Origin of the sequence: Bradyrhizobium sp. I1.14.4 (assembly GCF_050435825.1) — a bacterium.
Taxonomy (GTDB): Bacteria; Pseudomonadota; Alphaproteobacteria; order Rhizobiales; family Xanthobacteraceae; genus Bradyrhizobium.
Genome location: NZ_JBNDLA010000029.1, coordinates 29561 through 50667 on the forward strand (window position 1 = coordinate 29561; position 21107 = coordinate 50667).

General features: G+C 59.0%; 20 protein-coding genes and 1 pseudogene. 15 read left to right on the top strand and 6 right to left on the bottom strand.

Annotated features, from left to right (window positions below):
* Window positions 1-15: 15 nt before the first annotated feature.
* Genes trbG through ABIB78_RS33575 form a run of 3 tightly spaced genes read left to right on the top strand, consistent with a single transcriptional unit; the run spans window position 16 to window position 2460 of the window.
* Window positions 16-1002 (top strand): P-type conjugative transfer protein TrbG, encoded by a 987-nt coding sequence (trbG, locus tag ABIB78_RS33565; RefSeq protein ID WP_429032727.1) that lies wholly within the window; start codon window positions 16-18, stop codon window positions 1000-1002.
* The gene (locus tag ABIB78_RS33570) at window positions 999-2210 is read left to right on the top strand and encodes a TrbI/VirB10 family protein (RefSeq protein ID WP_429032632.1); all 1212 of its coding nucleotides are present in this window, start codon (window positions 999-1001) and stop codon (window positions 2208-2210) included. Before trbG ends, ABIB78_RS33570 begins: the two co-directional genes overlap by 4 nt.
* Before the next feature lie 4 nt (window positions 2211-2214).
* Window positions 2215-2460, top strand: coding sequence for a DUF2274 domain-containing protein (locus ABIB78_RS33575; RefSeq protein WP_429032635.1), 246 nt, complete (start codon window positions 2215-2217; stop codon window positions 2458-2460).
* Here ABIB78_RS33575 and ABIB78_RS33580 read toward each other — a convergent pair.
* Window positions 2427-3386, bottom strand: coding sequence for a LysR family transcriptional regulator (locus ABIB78_RS33580; RefSeq protein WP_429032637.1), 960 nt, complete (start codon window positions 3384-3386; stop codon window positions 2427-2429). The two genes, ABIB78_RS33575 and ABIB78_RS33580, sit on opposite strands and share 34 nt — an antisense overlap.
* Window positions 3387-3488: 102 nt before the next feature.
* The gene (locus ABIB78_RS33585; RefSeq protein WP_429032639.1) at window positions 3489-4121 is read right to left on the bottom strand and encodes an acyl-homoserine-lactone synthase; all 633 of its coding nucleotides are present in this window, start codon (window positions 4119-4121) and stop codon (window positions 3489-3491) included.
* Window positions 4122-5140: 1019 nt separating this feature from the next.
* On the opposite strand from ABIB78_RS33585, the gene ABIB78_RS33590 reads away from it, so the two are divergent.
* Window positions 5141-5866, top strand: coding sequence for an FAD-dependent monooxygenase (locus ABIB78_RS33590; protein WP_429032642.1), 726 nt, complete (start codon window positions 5141-5143; stop codon window positions 5864-5866).
* A gap of 85 nt (window positions 5867-5951) precedes the next feature.
* Window positions 5952-6605: a hypothetical protein gene (locus ABIB78_RS33595; RefSeq protein ID WP_429032643.1), complete on the top strand. Its 654-nt coding sequence runs from the start codon at window positions 5952-5954 to the stop codon at window positions 6603-6605.
* A gap of 589 nt (window positions 6606-7194) precedes the next feature.
* On the opposite strand, the gene ABIB78_RS33600 is transcribed toward ABIB78_RS33595, so the two are convergent.
* The gene (locus tag ABIB78_RS33600; RefSeq protein ID WP_429032645.1) at window positions 7195-7794 is read right to left on the bottom strand and encodes a TetR-like C-terminal domain-containing protein; all 600 of its coding nucleotides are present in this window, start codon (window positions 7792-7794) and stop codon (window positions 7195-7197) included.
* Window positions 7795-7884: 90 nt separating this feature from the next.
* Between ABIB78_RS33600 and ABIB78_RS33605 the strand changes: the two genes are divergently transcribed.
* Entirely contained in the window at window positions 7885-9219 is a 1335-nt protein-coding gene (locus tag ABIB78_RS33605) for a carboxylesterase family protein (protein ID WP_429032648.1), read from the top strand.
* Window positions 9220-9293: 74 nt separating this feature from the next.
* On the top strand, window positions 9294-10115 hold the full coding sequence (locus tag ABIB78_RS33610) for an alpha/beta fold hydrolase (RefSeq protein WP_429032651.1): 822 nt from the start codon (window positions 9294-9296) through the stop codon (window positions 10113-10115).
* A 146-nt stretch (window positions 10116-10261) separates the two neighbouring features.
* On the opposite strand, the gene ABIB78_RS33615 is transcribed toward ABIB78_RS33610, so the two are convergent.
* Together ABIB78_RS33615 and ABIB78_RS33620 are read right to left on the bottom strand one after the other, a co-directional pair.
* A complete protein-coding gene (locus tag ABIB78_RS33615) occupies window positions 10262-10786 on the bottom strand; it encodes a MarR family winged helix-turn-helix transcriptional regulator (RefSeq protein WP_429032654.1) in 525 nt (174 codons plus the stop codon).
* 72 nt (window positions 10787-10858) lie between these two features.
* Entirely contained in the window at window positions 10859-11056 is a 198-nt protein-coding gene (locus tag ABIB78_RS33620; RefSeq protein WP_429032656.1) for a hypothetical protein, read from the bottom strand.
* Window positions 11057-11265: 209 nt separating this feature from the next.
* Between ABIB78_RS33620 and ABIB78_RS33625 the strand changes: the two genes are divergently transcribed.
* The 7 genes and pseudogenes from ABIB78_RS33625 (at window position 11266) to ccoS (ending at window position 18932) form a co-directional block, all read left to right on the top strand.
* Complete coding sequence (locus ABIB78_RS33625; RefSeq protein WP_429032659.1) at window positions 11266-12123, top strand: alpha/beta hydrolase; 858 nt, start codon at window positions 11266-11268, stop codon at window positions 12121-12123.
* 21 nt (window positions 12124-12144) lie between these two features.
* A complete protein-coding gene (locus tag ABIB78_RS33630) occupies window positions 12145-13407 on the top strand; it encodes an MFS transporter (RefSeq protein ID WP_429032661.1) in 1263 nt (420 codons plus the stop codon).
* A 307-nt stretch (window positions 13408-13714) separates the two neighbouring features.
* Complete coding sequence (locus tag ABIB78_RS33635; RefSeq protein ID WP_429032663.1) at window positions 13715-14635, top strand: transporter; 921 nt, start codon at window positions 13715-13717, stop codon at window positions 14633-14635.
* Between the two features lie 393 nt (window positions 14636-15028).
* Entirely contained in the window at window positions 15029-16021 is a 993-nt protein-coding gene (locus tag ABIB78_RS33640) for a hypothetical protein (protein WP_429032666.1), read from the top strand.
* Window positions 16022-16098: 77 nt separating this feature from the next.
* Window positions 16099-16932 (top strand): phytanoyl-CoA dioxygenase family protein, encoded by an 834-nt coding sequence (locus ABIB78_RS33645; RefSeq protein WP_429032668.1) that lies wholly within the window; start codon window positions 16099-16101, stop codon window positions 16930-16932.
* 204 nt (window positions 16933-17136) lie between these two features.
* Window positions 17137-18282, top strand: a complete 1146-nt coding sequence (locus ABIB78_RS33650; RefSeq protein ID WP_429032670.1) for an FAD-dependent oxidoreductase — start codon at window positions 17137-17139, stop codon at window positions 18280-18282.
* A 483-nt stretch (window positions 18283-18765) separates the two neighbouring features.
* Window positions 18766-18932, top strand: a pseudogene (gene ccoS, locus ABIB78_RS33655) (cbb3-type cytochrome oxidase assembly protein CcoS).
* 131 nt (window positions 18933-19063) lie between these two features.
* Here ccoS and ABIB78_RS33660 read toward each other — a convergent pair.
* Window positions 19064-19975 (bottom strand): LysR family transcriptional regulator, encoded by a 912-nt coding sequence (locus ABIB78_RS33660; RefSeq protein WP_429032672.1) that lies wholly within the window; start codon window positions 19973-19975, stop codon window positions 19064-19066.
* Window positions 19976-20124: 149 nt separating this feature from the next.
* Between ABIB78_RS33660 and attM the strand changes: the two genes are divergently transcribed.
* Entirely contained in the window at window positions 20125-20916 is a 792-nt protein-coding gene (attM, locus tag ABIB78_RS33665; RefSeq protein ID WP_429032674.1) for an AttM family quorum-quenching N-acyl homoserine lactonase, read from the top strand.
* Window positions 20917-21107 lie beyond the last annotated feature (191 nt).

The window sequence follows — 21107 nt, forward strand, 5'->3', positions numbered from 1 at the left end:
TATACAAAGCCTTCCATTCCTCACCGCAGTTTCAACGCCGGTTTCCTAACCTCAAAGCGAGCGGCTTTGTCCGCCCTGCTGCTTTGTACGTCGGCCCTTGGAGGTTGCGCGACCTATATTCCGCCGGAGATCAGCTATGACGCTGAAGTGCCGGCGTTGCCAGCCCCTCCAGTGCCTGTCGACGACAGATCGAAACCGCTTCACGTTCCTCCGCTTTGGAAACCAGTCCTCGGCGGCAAGTCGGGAGGCAAGGAAGAGGCCGAACCTGTAAGCCGGGTTGAAACCGCAAACAGCGCGGCACGCGTCGAACCACGCAAGCGGGGATATTTCAACGCGGCTCAGATCTACGCGTATAGCCCGGGGGCGCTCTACCAAGTTTACGCCGCACCGGGCCAGATCACGGATATTGCGCTCGAAGAAGGAGAGCAATTGACGGGATCAGGACCCATCGCGGCCGGAGACACCGTGCGCTGGGTTGTGGGCGATACCGAAAGTGGGAGCGGTGACACGCGACGCGTCCATATTCTGGTGAAGCCCACCCGGGCATCGATCGAGACCAACCTTGTCGTCAATACCGACCGGCGCACCTACCTGATGGAACTCCGAGCCCGCGAGCGGCCATACATGCCATCCGTTGCCTGGTACTACCCGGAAACCGTTCGCGAAAGATCGCGAGCGGCCACGCTAAGACCCGTTCTTCCTGATCCGGCCCAGCGTGTTTTTCGTTACGCGATCGAAGGGGACAGCCCACCCTGGCGGCCGCTTGCCGCGTATGATGATGGCCGCAAGGTCTACGTCGAGTTCTCGCAAGGGATTGCCCAAGGTGAGATGCCGCCGCTCTTCGTCATCGGTCCCGACGGCAAGACTCAACTCGTCAACTATCGCGCCTACGGCAATGTGTTGATCGTCGATCGGTTGTTTGCTGCCGCGGAACTGCGGCTCGGCGGTGAGCACCAACAGAAGGTCAGAATTGTCAGGACTGACGGGAGGCCGTCGTCATGAATACCCAGAATCGAAACGATCAAGAGCAGTCGATTCCGCCGCAGACACAGGACGACCCGTCCAGGAGCTTCCGGCTAAAGGCGGAGCATCCGCGCGTGACAAGGTTGTCGCGGAAGGTCCTGGCGGGAGGAAGCGCGGTCGCCTTGCTCGTCATCGGCGGCGCCGTGTTGTGGTCGTTGCAGAGCAATCGCTCCCGAAATCAGGTGGCCGATGAGCTTTACAGCACTGACCATCACAACGTCGCCGACGGCATTACGGCTCTGCCAAAGGACTACACTGGCGTTCCGCGCCAACCAACCCCGCAGCTTGGTCCGCCGCTTCCTGGCGACCTTGGTCGACCAATCCTTGCCGCCCAGGGCCAGTCGCCGACGATCGGCGGTGATCCGGAACAGCAGCGCCGGGACCAGGAGACCGAGGCAGCCCGCATCAGTCATTTGTTCGCTTCGCCCAATGGGAGCAAAGTGCATCAGCCCACGGCTGGAGGCGCAGGGAGCGACCGCGCCGTGCCACCGAACGCAATGGGCACTGGCGACGACGGATCTGCGCAGAATGGTCAGGACCGCAAGCTTGCCTTCGTCAACACGTCCGTGGACCGTCGCACGGTCAGCCCTGACCGCGTCACGAGGCCAGCTTCACCGTATATCGTGCAGGCCGGGACGGTCATTCCGGGAGCCCTGATCACCGGAATCAGATCGGACCTGCCAGGCCAGATTACCGCGCAGGTAACCGAGAATGTTTTTGACACGCCGACCGGCCGCTTTCTGCTTGTACCTCAGGGAGCGCGTCTGATCGGCATCTACGATAGCCAGGTCACTTTCGGCCAGTCCCGCGTCCTGCTCGTCTGGACGCGGCTGATCATGCCGAATGGACGGTCTATCGTTCTCGAGCGACAACCAGGCGCTGACACCGCCGGGTATGCAGGCCTCGAAGACCAAGTCGACAATCATTGGGGCGAGCTGTTCAAGGCTGCGGCACTATCGACGTTTCTGGCGGTCGGGACTGAACTGGGTGCCGGCTCGGACACGAACAGCAACGACAGCGCAATCATCCAGGCGTTGCGACGCGGCGCCTCCGACTCACTAAACCAAACCGGACAGCAGGTTGTTCGGCGCAGTCTCAACATCCAGCCGACTTTGACCGTACGACCTGGTTTTCCAGTGCGTGTCATTGTCAATCGTGACCTCATCCTTGCGCCATACCGAGGGTAACGGCATGCCCAAGCTTAGAATAGGAGCACTGCCGGACGACAAGCCGGTCAAAGTCACCACTGATCTTCCAGCAGCGGTGCATCGGGATCTCGTTGCCTATGCAGAGGCCTTGGCGCGCGAAAGTGGGCAGCGCATCGATCCGGCGAAGTTGATCGCGCCTATGTTGACGCGCTTCATGGCCACGGACCGCGGATTTGCAAAGGCGAGACGAACCAATCATTCCCCAAGAGCCGGCGGAGACGAGGGATAGCGTTCTGTTAACAGGTTGAGGAAACGTTTCAGAACCGGATTTTCATTGTCATCGCGCCAATGCGCATAGAAGTCCAACCGGCTTGGTCCCGTTCCGTCCTGCAACTCGCGGTACGCCAAGCCGGCGAAGCTCGCTCCAATATCCGATTCCATCACGAGGCTGAGCCCCATGCCCATACTTATCAGGCTCTTGATGATGCCTCGGCTAACGTCATGGCGCTCGATCTTAGGACGGTCCTCAGGTAGTATGAGCTTCGAGATCAAGAGATCCTCAAGTTCTCGTCCAGGATCATACTGACTTAAGAGAATCGTTTCGTCACGCAGATCGGTCCAGTGGACGATCTCGCGTGCTGCCAAGCTGTGATCCTGAGGCAGCAAGATCAAGATGCGCTCGCTCCAAAGCGGTAGTGATTTGGTGTCCCTTGAAAGCAGACGTCCGGGACTGACGACCACATCGATGGTTCCGCTACGAAGGGCAGTCATTAGACGAAGGCGAGAGCGCTCCACCGTCGCCAACTCGATCTGCGGGAGCCGCCTCTTGAACTCCCCTAAGGTGGTTCGCAAATTACCGGTCGAGATGGATGTGCAGAAGCCCATCGTAAGGTGACCGTATTCGCCGCGGCCATTAGATGTTCCCGTGTCGACAAGCGTGTCCACTTGTTCCAATATCAACCGTGCAATCCGCAGAATCGCTCGGCCAGCGAAAGTAGGCTTGATCCCCCCGCTCGAGCGCTCGAACAGTGAAGTCCCAACCAGATACTCAAGCTGACCGATGGACCGGCTCAGGACGGTGTGCTTGATCGAAAGCACTTCGGCGGCTCGTCGAAAACTTCCATAGTCACAGGCAAGCACGGCCAATCGAAGGTGTTGCAGGTCAATCGCTCGTGCTGCTTTCCGCCGATCGCTTCTATTCTCAGCTTCGGTCATGTACGTAACTCGGTAGCAAACCCCGAGACACGGCGTCCCCGCTCCAGACGGCCTCCCCGCACCGGGCGGGGACATATATCTCGTTTGTTGACGTGGATGGCTCTAGGCAGCCGCGCAGATCACCGGCGTCCAAAGAGCCGGCGTCGAAAGGCCGCCAGCCTTACGACGGTTGGAGAGAATTTCGTTCGAAATCGAAAGGTAACCCGCCACGGCTGAGGTAGTGCCAATTGTGGAAGGTTTGCCGATGCGTCGCAGGGGCCAACCGGCTCGTCGAAGGAATCTTTCCATTCGTGCATCCGTGACGGTCACGATATCAGTGAGTTGTCGTGAAAGCCCGAACTCGACCATTCCAGGAAACAGGTCGTAAGCGGCACGAGTTATACCGTGATCTCCTTTCGGAGCGTCGGTAGCAACATCGATTGCGAATCTACTACTTTCCCAAACCAGAGGAGTCGACGGCGCGGGTTGGCCTCCAAGGAGCGCGGGAAAGGTGTCGCGAAGCATGGTCGGGCCAAGAGTGGGCAGGGGGCGAACGGAACCTTGCACCTGGCCGTTGTCAGAAAGCTGCGTTAGGTGGGCGGGATGGAGTGCATCGAAATCGTCTATCTCCATGTCGCCGCTGGTTTGAACGTCCCACGCCATGCGGAGCTTGGAAACACGATGCCGCAATCGATGCATTTCAACGAGAGTGTTTGAAAACGCTCCATACGACGGTGGTGTGATCAACTGAATCATAGTCCCTCCAAAGGTGTTCATCACCTAAGGTTGTTTTCTGTACACTCAACCGAATTGCCGTCCCTACGAACGCTTGCGATAGTTTTGTTCTCATCGTTTTGAGTCTCTCGCATAAACCCGTGATGGCAGCCATCGAGTGCCTCGTCATGTGCGCCGAGTGCTTCGAGAACGCGAAGGCCATTTTCCCATTCATAAATGCCCGGCCCCTGTTTCCCGAAGCATCGAGCTGCGTTCGTGAATTCGCACCTCCCATCCACGCTGCGCTAACGCGGTCCCAACTGCAAGTCCGACGCTGCCGGCTCCGACGACTTCCGCTCTCCTCCTCATCTGCTCTCCGCCATCTAGTTGAATGAAGTCGTGTCGTTGCCGAGCGGAGCGCCAGCCAAAGCAAATGGCGACGGCTGGGTCAGAAGACTGTTGCAATCTCGTCATATGCGATATAATATGCAAAAACATATTCGGTCGCAAATATTGGATTGGCGGCATTCGTGCGGAAACTGTGCTCGGCTTCATCCCTCTAAAGGTCCGGGTCAGTCGAAGTGCCCTGGTTGTTTTCTGAGGCGACGCATTCCGATCAGTTTTGAGATCCAAGGGGCATAACGATGCGGAACCGGCACGCTGAGATCGTTGGGGTAGGCCTCGCCGCGCTGACAGCAGAGGCAGCGCTGTGTGCGCGCGGGTGGAGTGTTCGCGTCCATGAGCGAACGGCCAAGATGAGGGCCGTCGGTTTCGGATTATCTATATTCGAGAACGGACTCCGACTGCTCCAAGCCATCGGAGCCGAAGAAGATTACCGTGCGCCGTGCAAGCCGCGGCTTAGAATTTGAAACGCGTGATGGCCCATGGCCGAACGATGTCCCGTGCCAAGTACCCGACTCGTATGTATGAGGTCACTCGTCAGCAAGTTCTTACCGCTTTAGCGGGTGCTGCAGGCCGCGCCGGCGCGGAAATCGTCACAAACTCGGATGTGGTGTCGGTTAATGAGAGCAGCGAGGTTGCCCCCAGCGAGTGGAGATAGGATGAAGACGGATGTCGTCATCGCTGCCGATGGCGTGCATTCGCGAATGCGCGACCGACTTGGGATACCCTACCGTCGCAAACGGCTCGCCGATTGCGCTATTCGCATCATGATTCCTCCAACCTCCGCTGAAGTTGTATCGGAAGACGGCGCCAAGAACATCGAACATTGGTCGGGCCAGCGGCCCATATTGGTGACCCTATCCAGTGAAACCGAACTCTACGTCGCGCTTACGATCTTAGATCAAGACTCTCCTAGAAAATCGATTCCTATGAATAAATGTCTTTGGAAGGCCTCTTTTCCATGTCTTGAGGCGCTCATCGAAAGGCTTGACGGTGACGCACGTTGGGATCGATTTCAAGTCGTCAAGCTATCCCGCTGGTCTCGGGGACGAGTTGCTACCCTCCGCGACGCTTCACATGCAATGGCCCCCGATCTCGGTCAAGGGGGAGCGTATGCAATGATGAACAAGCTCGGCCTTGCGATCGCCTTGGACGAAGAGCCAACCGTTGAGATCGCCTTCAACCGTTGGGAGGAGAGAGAGAGGCCAATGGATCATACTCAGCGTCTCTCCACCTTCTATAGTGCGCTAACGACTCGGCCGGACTTAGCCAGATCAGCCGCCTTTGCATTGGCCTCGAGATCGAGCTGGTTACGAATTCAATATCTACGGACGGCTTTGTGTACGCCAACGGGAACGACCGAGCCCGGTCCTCGTCAGGCATGAAATGCGAACATGGTCGGGTAGCCCTAGGTCACGAACGCGAGGACGTCACCCTATGGCTCTCACACGACGAAATAGGACTCCTTGCGTGTCCACGGATACGCTGAGGGACGTGCTTGCCGGCTACCGGCGCGCTCACGCGCATCGCTTCCGTCGCGATCACGACTGGCTACGGCTTTCGATTCTCGCAAGTGTTCTCCTGGCTTTCAGCATACTCGCGTTCGCCCAAGCCTTCGCGCCGGGGGCGACGTTCTTTCAGGATGCTCCGGGCAGTCTGGCGACATTCGCCGGCGCGGCGATTATCCTTTTCATCGGGAAGATTGGCCGGACGGAGATCTATGCCGACTGGATGGTGAGTGGGGCCACGTACGTCGGTGTCGGCCTTTCGCTCCTCGTTGGCGAGACCCATGGCGAAATGTCGTCTCAGATCCCGTTCTCCGCACTCCTGATGGCGTCAGGCGTAGTTCGAATTTGGATAGGTCTGACAATCGAGCCGCGGGCAACGGCGGCGTGGCTTTATTCCTCTGGCTGCATCGCCTTCATGGGCGGGCTCGTCACATTCGGTGCCTGGGCTTCGGAAACACCGCTCTCGTCGCTGTCGATCCTCGCCGTGGACTTGCTGTTTCTGGCGATATCTATAGCCGGATTCAGCTTCTCGCTACAAGACGCGCAAAGAGTACGCGGGAAATCATCTCGACCTTCTGAGTACCAGCATCCGTCAAACCGTCACAGGCAGGATTGAGAGGGACTGCAGGCTAGTGCGGTTGGTGTCCATTGCCCTTCTCGTCGATTTTTCGCCCGCAAGGGTGGCTTGCACACGCTACGTGTCGAGTTAGCGCTCCGGCACAGCGCTCATCTGATTGGAATATTCATGGCGTCGTCTAGACGGAGCGGAGACTTCGTGGAGTCCTAAGTTCGGCCGCCTCGCTACACCCCATCGATGAACACATTGAAGCTGGTGAAGCCAATTCCATCGGTATCCAGAACAACGTCGTTGGCCTGTTCCCGGTTCAGTTGACACCGGCCCAAAGCTAATCCCGCCAGCCTCTCGAAACTCCATAGGGCTCAGATTTGAGCTGCTGCTCGATGGACGCTGAGATTACGTGTTTCATGAAGCAACAGGGTAGGTTCGACCGCTGGCGGACCGGTTGATCTTTCATCTGTTTCCAAAGGGTTCTCTGTTTCAGCGAGCCTGAGCTATCGGTTGTGGGCACCAGATCAGGATACGTCTTCGACCAAGTGTCCCCTCAAAGTAACGGATCTGTCGGAGTGATGTTCCTGCTCCCCGGCAATTCAACGTACCAAAGCGCGCCACGTGAACTGACGAGAGGTCAACGCGCGCTTGGCGTTTCGATTCCTCGAACGACCATGTCAACGGCGTTGCCGATCAGCCGCGATGGTAGACGGCGTCCGAGATGGGTGGCGTAGATGTGAACGAGCCCGCCTAGGCTCAGCACGACCACCTGAGGATCTGCAGCCGGCGATACCTCGCCGCGGGCCTGTCCTCGTCGGATGATCTCTTCGGCCGCGGAGAGACGGAGTCGCCAGAACTCTCGTCGAGCTGCCTCGACCTCCGGGTCGGTCTCCGACACCACGGTCCCGCGAACGAGAGCGGTGCCGGCAGGGGTTGCGACGAAGCGGGCCAGGTCGCGCAGGAATGCCTGGAGGTCCGCCCGGACGGATCCCGAGTCGGGGATCGGGACTGCCGCCGATATCCGCGAGATCAGGGCGTCGACCAGCAGTCGCGGCAACGTCTTCCACCTGCGATAGATGGACGTTTCGTGCACGCCGACGGCCAGGGCGACATCGTTGATCCGCACCTTGTCGATCCCGACTTGCTCGATGCGCGTGATCGTCGCGTCGAGCACGGCCTTCTGCAGTCGTCTGCCGCGGATCGCGCCGCGATGGGTGTTGTTCGTTTCGTCCGTCATTTCCGGATTATCGCAAGAAGACTTGCAATACGCACGACAAAATCTTAGTCTCTCCTTAACGCAAGTCGACTTGCGATGAGGAGAGGAAATATGGAGGAAGTGACGGCACCTTCGGGGACGTGGCGTGGTCGGCAGGTAGGCAACGTCTTGATCTTCCATGGCATTCGGTACGCTCGGGCCGACCGCTTCGCGGCGCCGGGGCGCGAACCTCGCCACGACGGCATCCTCGATGCAACCAGTCCCGGCAACATCGCGCCACAACTGCCCTCCCGGCTCGAATCCGTCATGGGGTCTCCGAACCGGCTCTCGCAATCCGAAGACTGCCTCATCTTGCGGGTCACGGCGCCAGCCAACGCGGACGCCAGACCCTGTCCGGTTCTCGTATGGATCCACGGCGGCGCTTATGTTTCGGGCAGCGGAGAGTGGGAGGTTTACGACGCCGCAAAACTTGTCCGGGAAACCGGGATCATCGTGGTGTCGATCAGCTATCGGCTCGGCGTCCTCGGATATCTCCGCGCACCGGGGATATCGGCCGGCAACTTGGGCCTGCTCGACCAGATTGCGGCCCTCGAATGGGTTCACGACAACATCGCCGCATTTGGCGGCAATCCTGTCGAGATCACTGTGGCGGGGCAGTCGGCGGGTGCCCAATCCGTCGTTGCGATGCTGGGAATCGAAAGGACCCGAAGGCTGTTCACCGGCGCGATTTTGCAGAGCGCGCCACTCGGACTCGGTTTCCAGAGCCGCGAGCAGGCGGAGCGGGTGGGCAGGGTATTTCTTCAGAAGCTTGGCTCCGATCCGCGTCGCGTCCGGGTGACTGATCTTCTGGCAGCCCAGGCACAAACCGCGCGACAGCTTGCCGGACCCGGAGGACTGAATTCTGCTCCACCATTCCTTCCTATCAGCGGGGTCGAACCACTTCCCGATTTCGACCGGTGGCAGGAAGCCGTCAGACGTCGCGCGTCAGAGATCCGGGTGATGATCGGATGCACCGCGGACGAGATGTCTGCGTTCTACGTTGCAAATCCCGTCTTTTCCGCCCTCCGAAGAGGGCCGATCGTCGGGCCCCGGCTGGCGTCGAAGATAGAGCGCCGTATCCAGGAGAGGGTCTTTGATATTCCGATGTTCCGGTTCGCGGATCTGCTCGCGGACGCCGGCGCCAGCACCTATTGTTACCGGGTCGATCGCCTGCATCCTCATAATCCCTTCGGCGCCTGCCACTGCATCGATCTGCCGCTCCTGTTCGGAGATGCGCAGGCTTGGCGCGATTCCCCGATGCTCCGCGGTCTGCCAACCGCTGACATCGATCCCATCGGAATGCGATCGCGCAGGTACTGGGGCGAGTTCATCCGGAACGGTGCAATCGCCGATCCGCACTGGCGACCGCACTCATCCGGCGCGCGGCACGTGCAAGTGCTCCCCTAGCCAGTTCGATAGGCGGTTACCTGCGCCTGACCCGTCAACATCAGTGACCACCTCAAGATGAGAAGGAAGAGAACATGATCAACATAAAGACGATCAATGGTGTTCAAATTGGCTTCGACGATCAGGGCTACGCACCTGGCAAGCCGGCGATCGTCCTGCTCAACGGCTGGGGGCACGACCACCGCGCCTGGGACCGGCTTCTCCCACATCTTCGACCACATCGCCGGGTGATCCGTGTCCTGTGGCGCGGCCACGGGCCCGACCGGGATCCGGTCGGCGACTTCGGAGTCGCCGAGCAGGTCAGCGACACGATTGGGTTGCTGGAGGCGCTGGAGGTAGACACCTTTGTGCCACTGTCGCATGCTCATGGTGGGTGGGTTGCGCTGGACCTTGCCGAGAAGCTCGGACCCAGGCGGGTGCCGCAGGCGATGCTGCTCGATTTCATCATGACGCCTGCACCGCCCGAGTTCGTGGCGGGGTTACGAGCCATTCAAAAGCCCGAGACTTGGCAGGCTGGACGTGACGGGCTCGTGCAGACGTGGCTGGCCGGTACGACCAACGAAGCCGTCCTCGACCACGTGCGTTACGAGGGTGGGGGCCACGGGTTTGACATGTGGGCCCGTGCAGGCCGCGTGATCGAGAAGGCTTACGGCACCTGGGGTTCGCCGATGGGGCGCATGGAGAAGCTCACCGTCCCACGTCCGATCCGGCACGTGTTTTCGCATCCCAAGATCGCTGCATACGAGATGGTCCACGCGGATTTTCGCATGCGTAACCCGTGGTTCAGTTACACTCGCCTAGACGGCGATACGCACTTCCCTGGTATCGAGCTTCCCCTGCGAGTAGCCGAGGAGCTTTTCGATCTGATCGGCGAGACATCGGCTGCAGGCCGTTAGACATCCGCGCGGATCCGGGCACTGCCGCGGGCATCCACACCGCGGCAGTGCCCCGTGCGAGTTGGGCTGCGTAAGCTTCGTCTGCTAGAATACAGAGAGGCGGCGGCGTGCTCGGCCTTGCTACTGTGGCCTTCCGTATCAAGGGCTTATCGCTTCGAGCCCGGCGTCCTCGAAGGCGCTTCAAGCCATGGATATCGGGGGGTTACGACGTGATCAAAAATGCGTTTCAAGAGTTCCGAGAGAAGCTTCTTTTCTGCTGGACTCAAAACGCTCGTCGCATCGTCAACGATAGCCAAATAGAACGGCGGCAGTCCATTGTAGACCTTTTGTCCCTCTCGCGTGAGGCGTACGTCGACGATACGCGCATTGTCAGCGCGCTTTGTTCGCACGGCATAACCTCGCTCTTCCAGTTGCACGATGATGCGGCTGACCACAGATTGCTCAATGACAGTGTCATGCGAGATTTCTCCCACGCTCGCCGATTTTCTGGCATCGAGCATCTGCATGATTCGAAACTGCGGCACTGTGATGTTGAGAGGCCGCAAGTGTTCGAGAAGCCGCAGGTTGAGAATGTTTATGAGACGACTGAGATAGTGCGGCAGGTAGCCGCGCATGCTCGGCGGCTCCTGTGTGGTGTCGTTCGTATCAGCGCCTCGGCGGATGCGACTCATTGGGCTACTCCAAGAAGCAGTAGAAGTGGGAATCTACATATGTCATCGGGTAGCTTGCGCTGCTATTCGGAGTCAATTGACGGGTCCGCAACAATCTCCAGCCCAGTCTGAAATTCTGGTGGAAATGCGCTCATCCAAGCAAGTTTCCGGAACAAGAAATCCCGAATAACATATTGCAACATATGTAATATTTTCTTGTTCGACGTCGATGTGCTCGTGGCAGGCTGCCACGGCAGCCCCGCGCGCCTGCTTGAAATCACCCAGCGGCATCGAAGCATCCAACCGCACCAAATTGCAGAGCCGGAGTAGCCGATCTTGCGGAACTAGCAGTTCGGCAAGATTCACGTTGTCAAAATATATGATTTAAAATATGTAATCACATATCAATGTAGCAAGCTTCCTGGCAGGAGGGCAAAACATGGTATTCGAGTCGAGTTATGTGACATCGGCCGACACGCCCGCGAGACTGCGAGGCGATTATGGCGCTCCATGATCTGCCACTCCAGGCGCCTCTGCGCCGTCCGGAAGGTCAGGCCTATGCTGAGCGGGTCCTGGCAAAATCCCGTCCGGTTCTGTCATCCCATCGCGGTCTGCTCGACCAAGCCTACGGCTCCGACTATTGGCAAAAAGTCGACGTCTTTCTCCCTGAGGTCCGCCACGACAACTTGGTGCCCATCCTGATCTTCGCGCACGGCGGTTCCTGGATTGCTGGGTACAAGGAATGGATGGCGTTCATGGCTCCGGCCATGACAGCGCTCCCGGCAGTTTTCGTTTCGGTGTCCTACCGCCTTGCGCCGGCGATCAAGTTTCCGGGCCCATTTGATGATTGTGCGAGGGCGATCGCATGGGTCTACGAGCGTGCCGAAGCAATTGGCGGCGATCGCTCACGTCTATACGTCGGTGGTCATTCCGCTGGCGCTCACCTGATGGCCCTGGCTGCGTTGCGACGGGATGCCCTTATTGCGCATGGCCTCCCGCGCGACGTCGTGAAGGGCTGTATCGCCACGAGCGCTCCCTTCGACCTCAGGCTCCCTGATCCCCAGCAAGCGACGGAAAGCCATCGCGTGCTCTTGGCGGACCTTTTGGATGCCACCATCGCGAGTCCAGTCGCCCATGTCTCTCCGGGGGCTCCGCCCTTTCTGATCAGTGTCGGCGAATTGGACTTTCCACCGTTGCGGGAACAAGCCGAACGGATGCGGCAGGCGCTGTCGGCTGTATCGGTGCCTGTCGTGTTTCAGGACCTGGAGGGGCACGATCACTTCGACACCAGTGAGCGCGCGATCGAGCCTGGCCATCCGTGGCTCGCGCAGGTCGCGCGATTTCTTCGTGCACGTTAAAAAAAATCTGGGGGAGGGAACATGGACTACGAATTCGAAAAAGCGCCGCGAACTGCCGGCGTCGCACAGGGGACGGTGATTATCCTAGCCTCCATACTGCCCGTGATGGGGGTTGTGCTGATCTCGCCGATCGCGTCAATCCTCAAGGAGGCCTTCGCCAATGAACCTGGTGGTGAATATCTCGCCGCGGCGGCGCTGACGGCGCCGGCGCTTGCGGTGGCGATATGTTCTCCGATCATAGGAGCGCTGATCGATCGCATTGGATCACGTCATACGCTCATCACTGCTCTCCTGGCATATGCTGTGCTCGGTGTGGCACCGATGTGGTTGGATAGCCTGTCGACGTTGATCATCGCTCGGCTGGCCCTCGGCGTTGCCGAAGCTGCAATTCTGACTGCCAACTTGGCTCTTATCGCCGGCTATTTTGAAGATGAAAGGCGATCGCGTTGGATCGCCTACCAGACATCTGCCGCGGCGCTTGGCGCGACGGTGCTCTACGTCCTGGGCGGCATGCTCGGTCAGATCAGCTGGCGGGCACCGTTTGCGGTCTACAGCGTGAGCGGTCTCGTTGCCCTGGCGGCCGCCGTAAGTCTCTTCGAGCCCCCGCGGACGGCAATCGTGCCGCCGTGCGTGACGGATCGGCGGCTCGGCAAAACGGCCATGACCAAGGTGCTGCTCCTATGTCTTCTGACCGTTCTGAGCGCGGTGATGTTCTATGTGGTTCCCATCCAATTTGCGGTTCTCCTGTCCGCGGTCGGAGTGAAGTCTTCGGCACAGTTCGGTCTTCTGATTGCGATTGCTGGCCTCGGTAATCCCATCGGAGCCTTCACTTTCCGCTTTGTGAACCGAGTCCCGACCTCGCTCATCATGGGGGTTGCGGGCGGCGTCGGGGCTGTAGGCCTTGGACTTGCCGCCGCCACCGACGCGCTGCCGCTCGTGGTTGCAGGAGCCTTCATCAACCAGGTTGGCTGCGGCGTCTTTGTCCCGGCTATGTCGGCGGCCACCATACAAGCTCTGCCGCCGGAACGGCGCGGAATTGGTGGTGGCGGCTGGGTAACCTCATTCTTCTCCGGCCAGTTCCTGTCGCCCATGTTCGTCGCGTTGATGATTGATCTCGCTCAGGACGTGCGCGGTGGGTTCTTCGCGCTCGCGCTGGCAACGCTGGTCTTCGGGATGATCGCCGCGACTGCGCTTGCACTGGTGGTGCGCCCGTCCGTTACACGACGTTGGTCGTCGCATGGTGGCACTGCTGTGAGGTCCAAAGCGGTTGGACTGGAGGGATGACATGGCGACGAAGCGAAGGCGCAGGAACGAACTCTGCGAAGGCGTCGCATCCGTCCGCAGATGACCTGTAGTCGCTTCCGCATTTGACCGAGAGCGCGCTCGTTCGGCAATCTTCCGGTTCACGCGTGAAGTGCGTCTGCGCTCTCGTTCCTTTCCCACTGTTCACAGCTCCCTAGCCATCGGCGAGGAGGCGGTTGTCGGCCGCTCTTGCGGTCAGACGCAGACAAGACGCGAGCATGTTAGCCCGTTCGTCTTGTGACAAATCAAAAACGACCAAAGAAAAATTAAAACAGGGAGGAAGAAGAAAGTGTCTGTCAATCAGAAGTATCTGACCCTAGCGTTTGCGGCACTCCTCAGTACGTCGTCCATGCCGGCATTGGCAGGCTCCTGGGTTATTCCGGGCGCGACGACCGGCAATCCCGGGGGCGCTCTGCCGCCGCCTGGTATCTATTTCGCGAACACAGTGTACTACGGCTCCGGGGCCGGCACTGCGGACGCGACCATATCAAGCGGTGGCGAGTCACCATTCTTCACCTGGGTGCCTGGCTGGAATGTTCTCGGAGCCTCTTATGGAGCGACGATTGGATTTCCACTCATGACGGTTGGAATCGAAACGCCGGGACACCGGGCCGATCTCCATTTGAAGGGCGCTTTCAATCCATACATCAATCCGATTACGCTTTCGTGGAACTTAGGCAACGGTTTCTATCTGGCGCTTGGCGAAAGTGCTTACTTGCCAGTCAACACCGAGGTCGTGAATCCTCCGAGCGGAGGGAGGAGTGGTGCTGCTTTTGAAACAATGGTGAACATCAGCTATCTCGCGAACGGCTGGATCATATCGGCCAACAATTTTTTAGGAGTTACGACCCAGGGGGCAGGCGGCTACAAGACAGCCAACTATTTCAATTCCGATTGGACCCTTGTTCATACGTTTGGTGATTGGAAACTGGGCGCGATCGGCTTCGGATCCTGGGATCTGCAAACTGTTCCGCTCGTGCCTGGCTCGTCCTTCCGGACAAGTCCCGCCGCTCAGGTCGGGGTGGGTGGTCTGCTGGGGTACAATTTCGGAACTATGGAAATTGTTCTGAGGGCCACGCACCAACTGATATCGAAAGGCACATTCCCCGACTCGGGGAAGGGAGATACCCGCGTTTGGGCGACCGCAATTATTCCGCTCTGGAAGCCATCGCCCGAGGCGAATTCAAGGCAACCGATCGCCAAGTACTGATCAAGTCTTGACGAGAGTTGTCAATCCTCGAAGGCATCCGATCACACAGGCCAATGGTGTGCGGAAGCATCGCCTCACGCCTCGCCGAATGGCCCTGCCGACGCATCGAGGCATCGCAGGTGCTCACGCCTGTGAGCTCCATGTCTTGCGCGTGGAAGACGTGCCTCGACGATGCGGGCCTGTCGACCCGGTTAGGTCGATGCGCGCGCCGCCCCGCTAGGCCAACTTCGCCTGATCGAAATCGTCATGAGCAGGAATGGCTCGAGCACGATGTGCGTCACGCGAGACCAGCGTAGATCGGCGGAGTCTGCGGAGGTGGCTGCATCGTCGCAAAATGACATTGACATAAGATATGTAATAACATATGTAACCTAGAATAGGACGAAGAATTCAATGGAGCGCAATAAGGTGCCGGGATCAGTTGTCGCTGCGTTCGCCATGACGCACACGCCAGGGCTCGGAAATGGGCTTCCGGTTGCTCCGAAGGAGCAAGTTGAGCGCCTCATGGCTGGCTTCGCGGAGGCGAGGCGCATCCTCGACGCAGCCCGCCCCGACCTGGTGATCGCCTTGGTCAATGATCACTTCGATATGTTCGGTCTGGACAATATGCCGACCTTCACCATCGCGATCGCAGACGAGCACTGGGGGCCGCCGGCCGGCGCCGAGGCTTGGCTTCAGTTGAAGCGAGATCGCATCCCGGGCAATGCAAACTACGCGAGGGATATCTACCGCGAGGCGGTGCGCAGCGGGTTTGATCTGAGCCGCTGTGGCCCAGCGGAGTTAGTTCATAATGTGCTGATGCCCCTGAAGTATCTGCGGCCCGAGCGCGATCTGCCGATTGTTCCTATCTTCACCAATTGCCTCGCACCTCCGCTTCCGACCATGGCCCGATGCTACTCCCTGGGAGAGCTAATTGGTCGCGTCATTGGGCGTCGCTCCGAGCGGATTGCGTTGATCGCGAGCGGCGGGATCTCGCATTGGCCGCCATTCGCCAAGGAAGACGGCCCGAAGGGTGACGAGCTCAATCGACGGATGCTGGAGGTGCAGCGCAAGGGGCCCGGTGGCCGGGAGCTGGATCCCGGTGTGCGCGACCTCATCCTCAAGCGCGAAGCGGACATGGCAGCAAGCGGTCGCAACCTGATCAACGAGGCATGGGACCGCAAGATGCTTGCTGCTTTCGAGCGCGGTGACAAGCAACAGCTGCTCGAAATGACCTATGAGGACATCGAAAGGGATGGAGGTAACGGCGGCCACGAAATGGCGATGTGGGTGATGATGATGGGCGCGCTTGGCGGTGCTCCGAGCCGCACCATCGTCTACGAGCCGATCAAGGAATGGATGGGTGGAGTCGGCTTGATCTCATACGACGAGAGATTGTCGTCATGAGCGCATTAGCACCAACAGAACGAGAGCGGTGTCTCTGCGCGGCGAAAAGGAACCATTTATCTTGTGGAGGATGTGCCATGGTATCTGAGAACGATTACAAAGTCAGTGCTTCCGATCTCGATCGATATGAGGCGGATGGGGTTGTTTGCTTGAGAGGGGTGCTTGGTCCTGAATGGATCCGCGAACTGCCGGATGCGATGGAGGAGGTGCTCAATCACCCCGGACCCCAAGGTCGCTCCGGAAAGTTTGCGTACGATACATTCATGTGGACCCGCAATCCGGCGTTCTGGAGATTGCAGGCGGAATCCTCGATTCCATCCATCACCGCGCAGTTGATGCGCTCGAATATCTCTCACCTGATGGCCGACGTGCTATTCTCCAAGGATCGGAATACCCCGGATCCAACGCCCTGGCATCAGGACCAGCCGTACGGCTGGTACAATGGACGTCAGGTATGTTCGGTCTGGGTGCCTCTGGACCGAGTTACGCTGGAGAGCGGTGCGCTCGAATACGTTCGTGGTTCGCATCGCCCAGGCGTCTGGTATCGCCCGGTTGACTTTACGACGGGGGAGGATGGAGACACGGCGGAATTCGTTCCCATGCCTGATATCGAGGCGAACCGCTCGGCCTATGACATCGTGCATTTCGATCTCGAGCCCGGGGATGCTCTCTTCCACAACCTTCTTGTCCTTCACGGTGCTCCGGGAAATTCATCGTCGGACCGGCGACGCCGGGCGATCGCGTTTCGCTACGCCGGCGACGACGCTACCTATGCGGTGCGTGAGATCGGTCCGAAGCCCATTTGGGATCCAGGGCTCAAGCATGGAGACAGGTTCGGCTGCGATCTGTTTCCGCAAGTCTGGCCCCGAAACGGAAGTATTCCGAAGTTCTGGGAGCGCGCGTCGACGTGATCAATTGTGCGCAGTGAGGCGCTAAATCTGCGTTGCAGATGGGAGATGGAGGAAATCTGCCTCCATCTCCATTGCTTCACTTGGCCTTGTCTGAAGAAGATGAAGCAGACCAGCCAAACGCGAGCTGCGCCTGAATAAGGCCGGCAGAAGGGACTCGCCCCAAAGTGCGAATAGATATGGGGCTTGCAGGGGAGGTTTCTAAGCGTGAGTGATCGTCGTCATGTTGAAATCATTGGAGCAGGAATAGCAGGTCTTTCGGCCGCAATCGCCTTTGCGCAACGAGGCTGGACGGTCCGTGTGCATGAGCGGATGTCCGAGGTTCGTGTTGTTGGCTCGGGTCTTTCGATTTTCGAGAATGCGCTGCGAGTGCTCAGGGTGCTGGATGCGGATTCAGATACCATTCGCGGGGCTTGGATGGGGGATCGATTCCAGACGCGCGATCAATTTGGGCGCGTGACCTCATCCCGAGTACGCATGCAGCGCATGTATGAGGTCACCCGTCATCGTTTGATGGCTGCCCTTCTGGCGTCGGCTAAACGGGCTGGTGCCGAGATTGTCCTTGGATCCGCCGTGGCGGGCGTGACGACGGCGGGCGAGATCCACCTTCTGAACGGCCGCGTCCTGCGCGCAGATCTCGTCATCATCGCGGATGGCGTGGGCTCGCGTTTGCGGGACCAATTGGAGATCCCCTATCGTCGCCAGCTAATGCAGGACGGCGCCATCAGGACCATTACACGTCGTACGGCGGACGAGGTTTCGGGCCCCGACGCCTCGACAAGCGTGGAGTACTGGGCAGGTCACCGTAGGATCTTGGTGGTGCCTTGCAGCGACACGGATTTGTATGTTGCTCTGACAACGCTGCAGAGCGACGAAGCAGGCAGAAGCGTGCCTCTCAAGCACGATTTGTGGGCCGAGGCGTTCCCTGGTGCACGCGGCGTTGTCGAGCGCTTGACCGGGGAAGCGAGATGGGACCGATTTGAGAAGGTGAAGATGACGTCATGGTCGGCCAACCGCACGGTGATCCTGGGGGATGCGGCGCACGCAATGGCGCCCAATCTTGGGCAAGGCGGCGCCTGCGCGATGATGAATGCGCTCAGCCTGGCGACGCGCCTCGAATGGGCTCGAGACATTCCATCAGCACTGCGAGAATGGGAACGTCTGGAAAGACCTTTGACGGATCATACGCAGCTGATTTCGGGTCTTTACAGCGATCTCACCTATTGGCCGAACCGGGTTCGCGCGGCGGCATTCTGGGCAGTATCCAAGTCTAAATGGCTGGCCGCGCAGACCTATCGCTGCTCGTTGCATATTCCTACCGGTACGGAACACCTTCCTGAGCTGCAATCGTAAGCCTACGGGCTTGGTTGCAGCGTCAGGAAGTACGAGGCTCTATCGCAAGAGCGACGTTGTAGCTCGCGTTTAGAGTGTACAAAGAGAGTAACCGGCGACCGTACGCTATGAACGACGGTGGAAAGCGGCTTGTTTGCGGCTGGCGTTGCGGCGCACGCCTCCTCCCCCGTTTCTTTCATCGGATGCACGAGGTGCGCGGCAAGGGCTGAGAGAGAAAACATGAAAAGGACGATGAATGTGCAACGAGCTACGGAGTTCGGGCGCGCGTGGAACGGCAGAGGTCCGGACCTTGTTACAAGCGTCTTTTCCGATGATGGTGTCTACCACGCCTCCATGGGGCCCCGATCATCTCGGTAAGAGCTATTTGATGCGCAAGAATCTCTGGCTTGCTGTTGTCTACAACGTGCCGGCCGCACCGATCGCTGGTTCGTCGGTGATCGTGATGCTCAATGCGCTGAGGGCGCGAGCGAAGAAGGTGGTCTGATGGAAATTCTGGTCCTTCTAGTGCCGCTTGCACTCGCGCTGGGCTTTGTCGGCCTGCTCGGCTTCCTCTGGTCGCTCAAGAGCGGCCAATATGATGATCTCATGGCGCGGCGTGGCGCGCTACTGCCGACGACGAGCCGGTCAACAGTCACGGTGGGTCCAAGTAGTAAAAATACACCAGTGAAACCGCTGATGCCATGGCCTCAGCGCTGCGCTGGCAGCATCAACGGCGCGCACGCCGCGAACTGGGTTTTCCTTTGGCATCCCGCCGTCCGGTCTTGCTCAATCGAAACCGGCTTCACTTCCAATGCTTCGGCAATCTGGCAAAGTCCGGCAACTCTTTTTGCAGGAAAGACACGATCATCCGAGTTCGGGGAGGGACCGGCTTATTGGCCGCATAAAGGATATGCAGATCGAAACCTGGAACGGTAAAATCAGACAGGATTCGTTTTAGTCGGCCGCCGGCCAGATCATCGGAACATACGGGTTCCTGCAACACTCCGATTGCTCCTCCGCCAAGCAAAACGGCGTGCAACGCGCGCCAATTGCTCATGCTTAAGGCGACTTCGATTGGCACGGACACTGTTCGCCGATCTCTCGTTTGCAAGGGAAGCCGGCCGTTATTGAACAGACCCGACACACGGGCAAAGGGATGCCTTGTGAGATCGGCTGGCGTTGTCGGCACTCCACAACGGTCAAGATAATCGGGCGATGCCACCAGCACACGGGACACATGGCCCAGTTTGCGCGCAACGAAGCTGCCCTCGCCGGGATCTCCCAGCCGGAGCGAAATATCGACGCCTTCGGTGGTAGGGTCGACCATGCGATCATTGAGCACCAGGTCGATTTTGAGCTGAGGATGACGATCACGAAGGCGGAGCAGAATGCGCGGCAACACGACTTCGCCCAAGCCATGAGGCGCTGCTATCCGCAATGTGCCGCGCAAGGACATATCCTCATGCACACTTGCGAGGGCGTCATCGGCAGCTTCAATGGCGAGCTTGCAGCGCTCGTAGAACACCGCGCCTGTATCCGTAACTGAAATAGTCCGCGTATTACGGCGCAGCAGGCGCAAGCCCAAATCTGCTTCCAGACGTTCGATCCGTTCGCTGACTGCTGGCTGGCCGATACCAAGATCACGAGCAGCGGCCGACATGCTGCCCCTCTCTACGACGCGTACATAAACGCGCATTGCCGCTAGATAATCCATGCGCCGAATATATCGGTTGATCCGATAAATAAAAGCGGATCAAGCGGCCTACCGATCAGTGGTGCTTTCATCCAAGTATGAGGCGCCGCTTCGCTCACTCCGCGAAAGGGCGAAGATCGGTTTCAACTCTTCGATTGTCAGGACGGTTTATGAGCAGCGCCAGACTCTACATACTTCAATCGGGCACTCAGCAGTGCAAGGTTCACGATATCAGGATGAACCAGGGTAACGGAGCCGACTACGAGATACCTGTCCCGTGGTTCCTCCTTGCTCATCCCAAGGGCAATGTCGTCATCGACGGCGGGCTGGCGGCGGAGGGGGTGGCCGATCCGCGCGGCTATTGGGGTGCTTCGGTTGATTCCTACAAGCCCGTGATGACAGAAAACCAAGGCTGCATCGCGCAGTTGGCGACACTTGGCCTTGCTCCCGAAGATGTTCGTTTCGTCGTGCTGTCGCACCTTCATTCGGACCACACCGGCGCGATCGGTCGCTTTCCCGATGCAACGCACATCGTCCAGCGGCGCGAATATGAATATGCCTTCACGCCCGACTGGTTCGCCGCAGGGGCCTATGCCCGCAAGGATTTCGACCGTCACGGGCTACATTGGCAATTTCTCGAGGGCGACGCGACCGATCACTACGATCTCTTCGGAGATGGTGTGCTGCGGATGATCTTCACACCGGGACACACGCTCGGCCATCAGTCCTTTCTTGTGACGCTGCACAGCAGCGGACCGCTCTTGTTGGCCGCCGATGCCGTCTATACGATGGATCACTGGAATGAAAGGGCGCTTCCCGGCTTCATGGCGTCTGCCGTGGATTCTGTGCGGTCGGTGCGTAAATTGCGCGCGCTTGCGGAACAGGTCGGTGCTGCTTTGGTCACGGGACATGACCCCGAAGCATGGTCAGGTTTCAGGCTTGCACCGGGCTATTATGACTAATCGGCCACTACAGATTTGACGCAGGGAGGCGCCATCCGCACTTTAGCGGTGGAGACGCGGCAAATCGCCGGGATTTGGATGCGCTTCATGACGCGATCTTTGACTACTCGATATCGGCGAAAGCTCATCACTGGGATGGGGACGGACCCGCCATGTATCTAGCTGGGCTCATCGCAATATGTCTGGCTCTC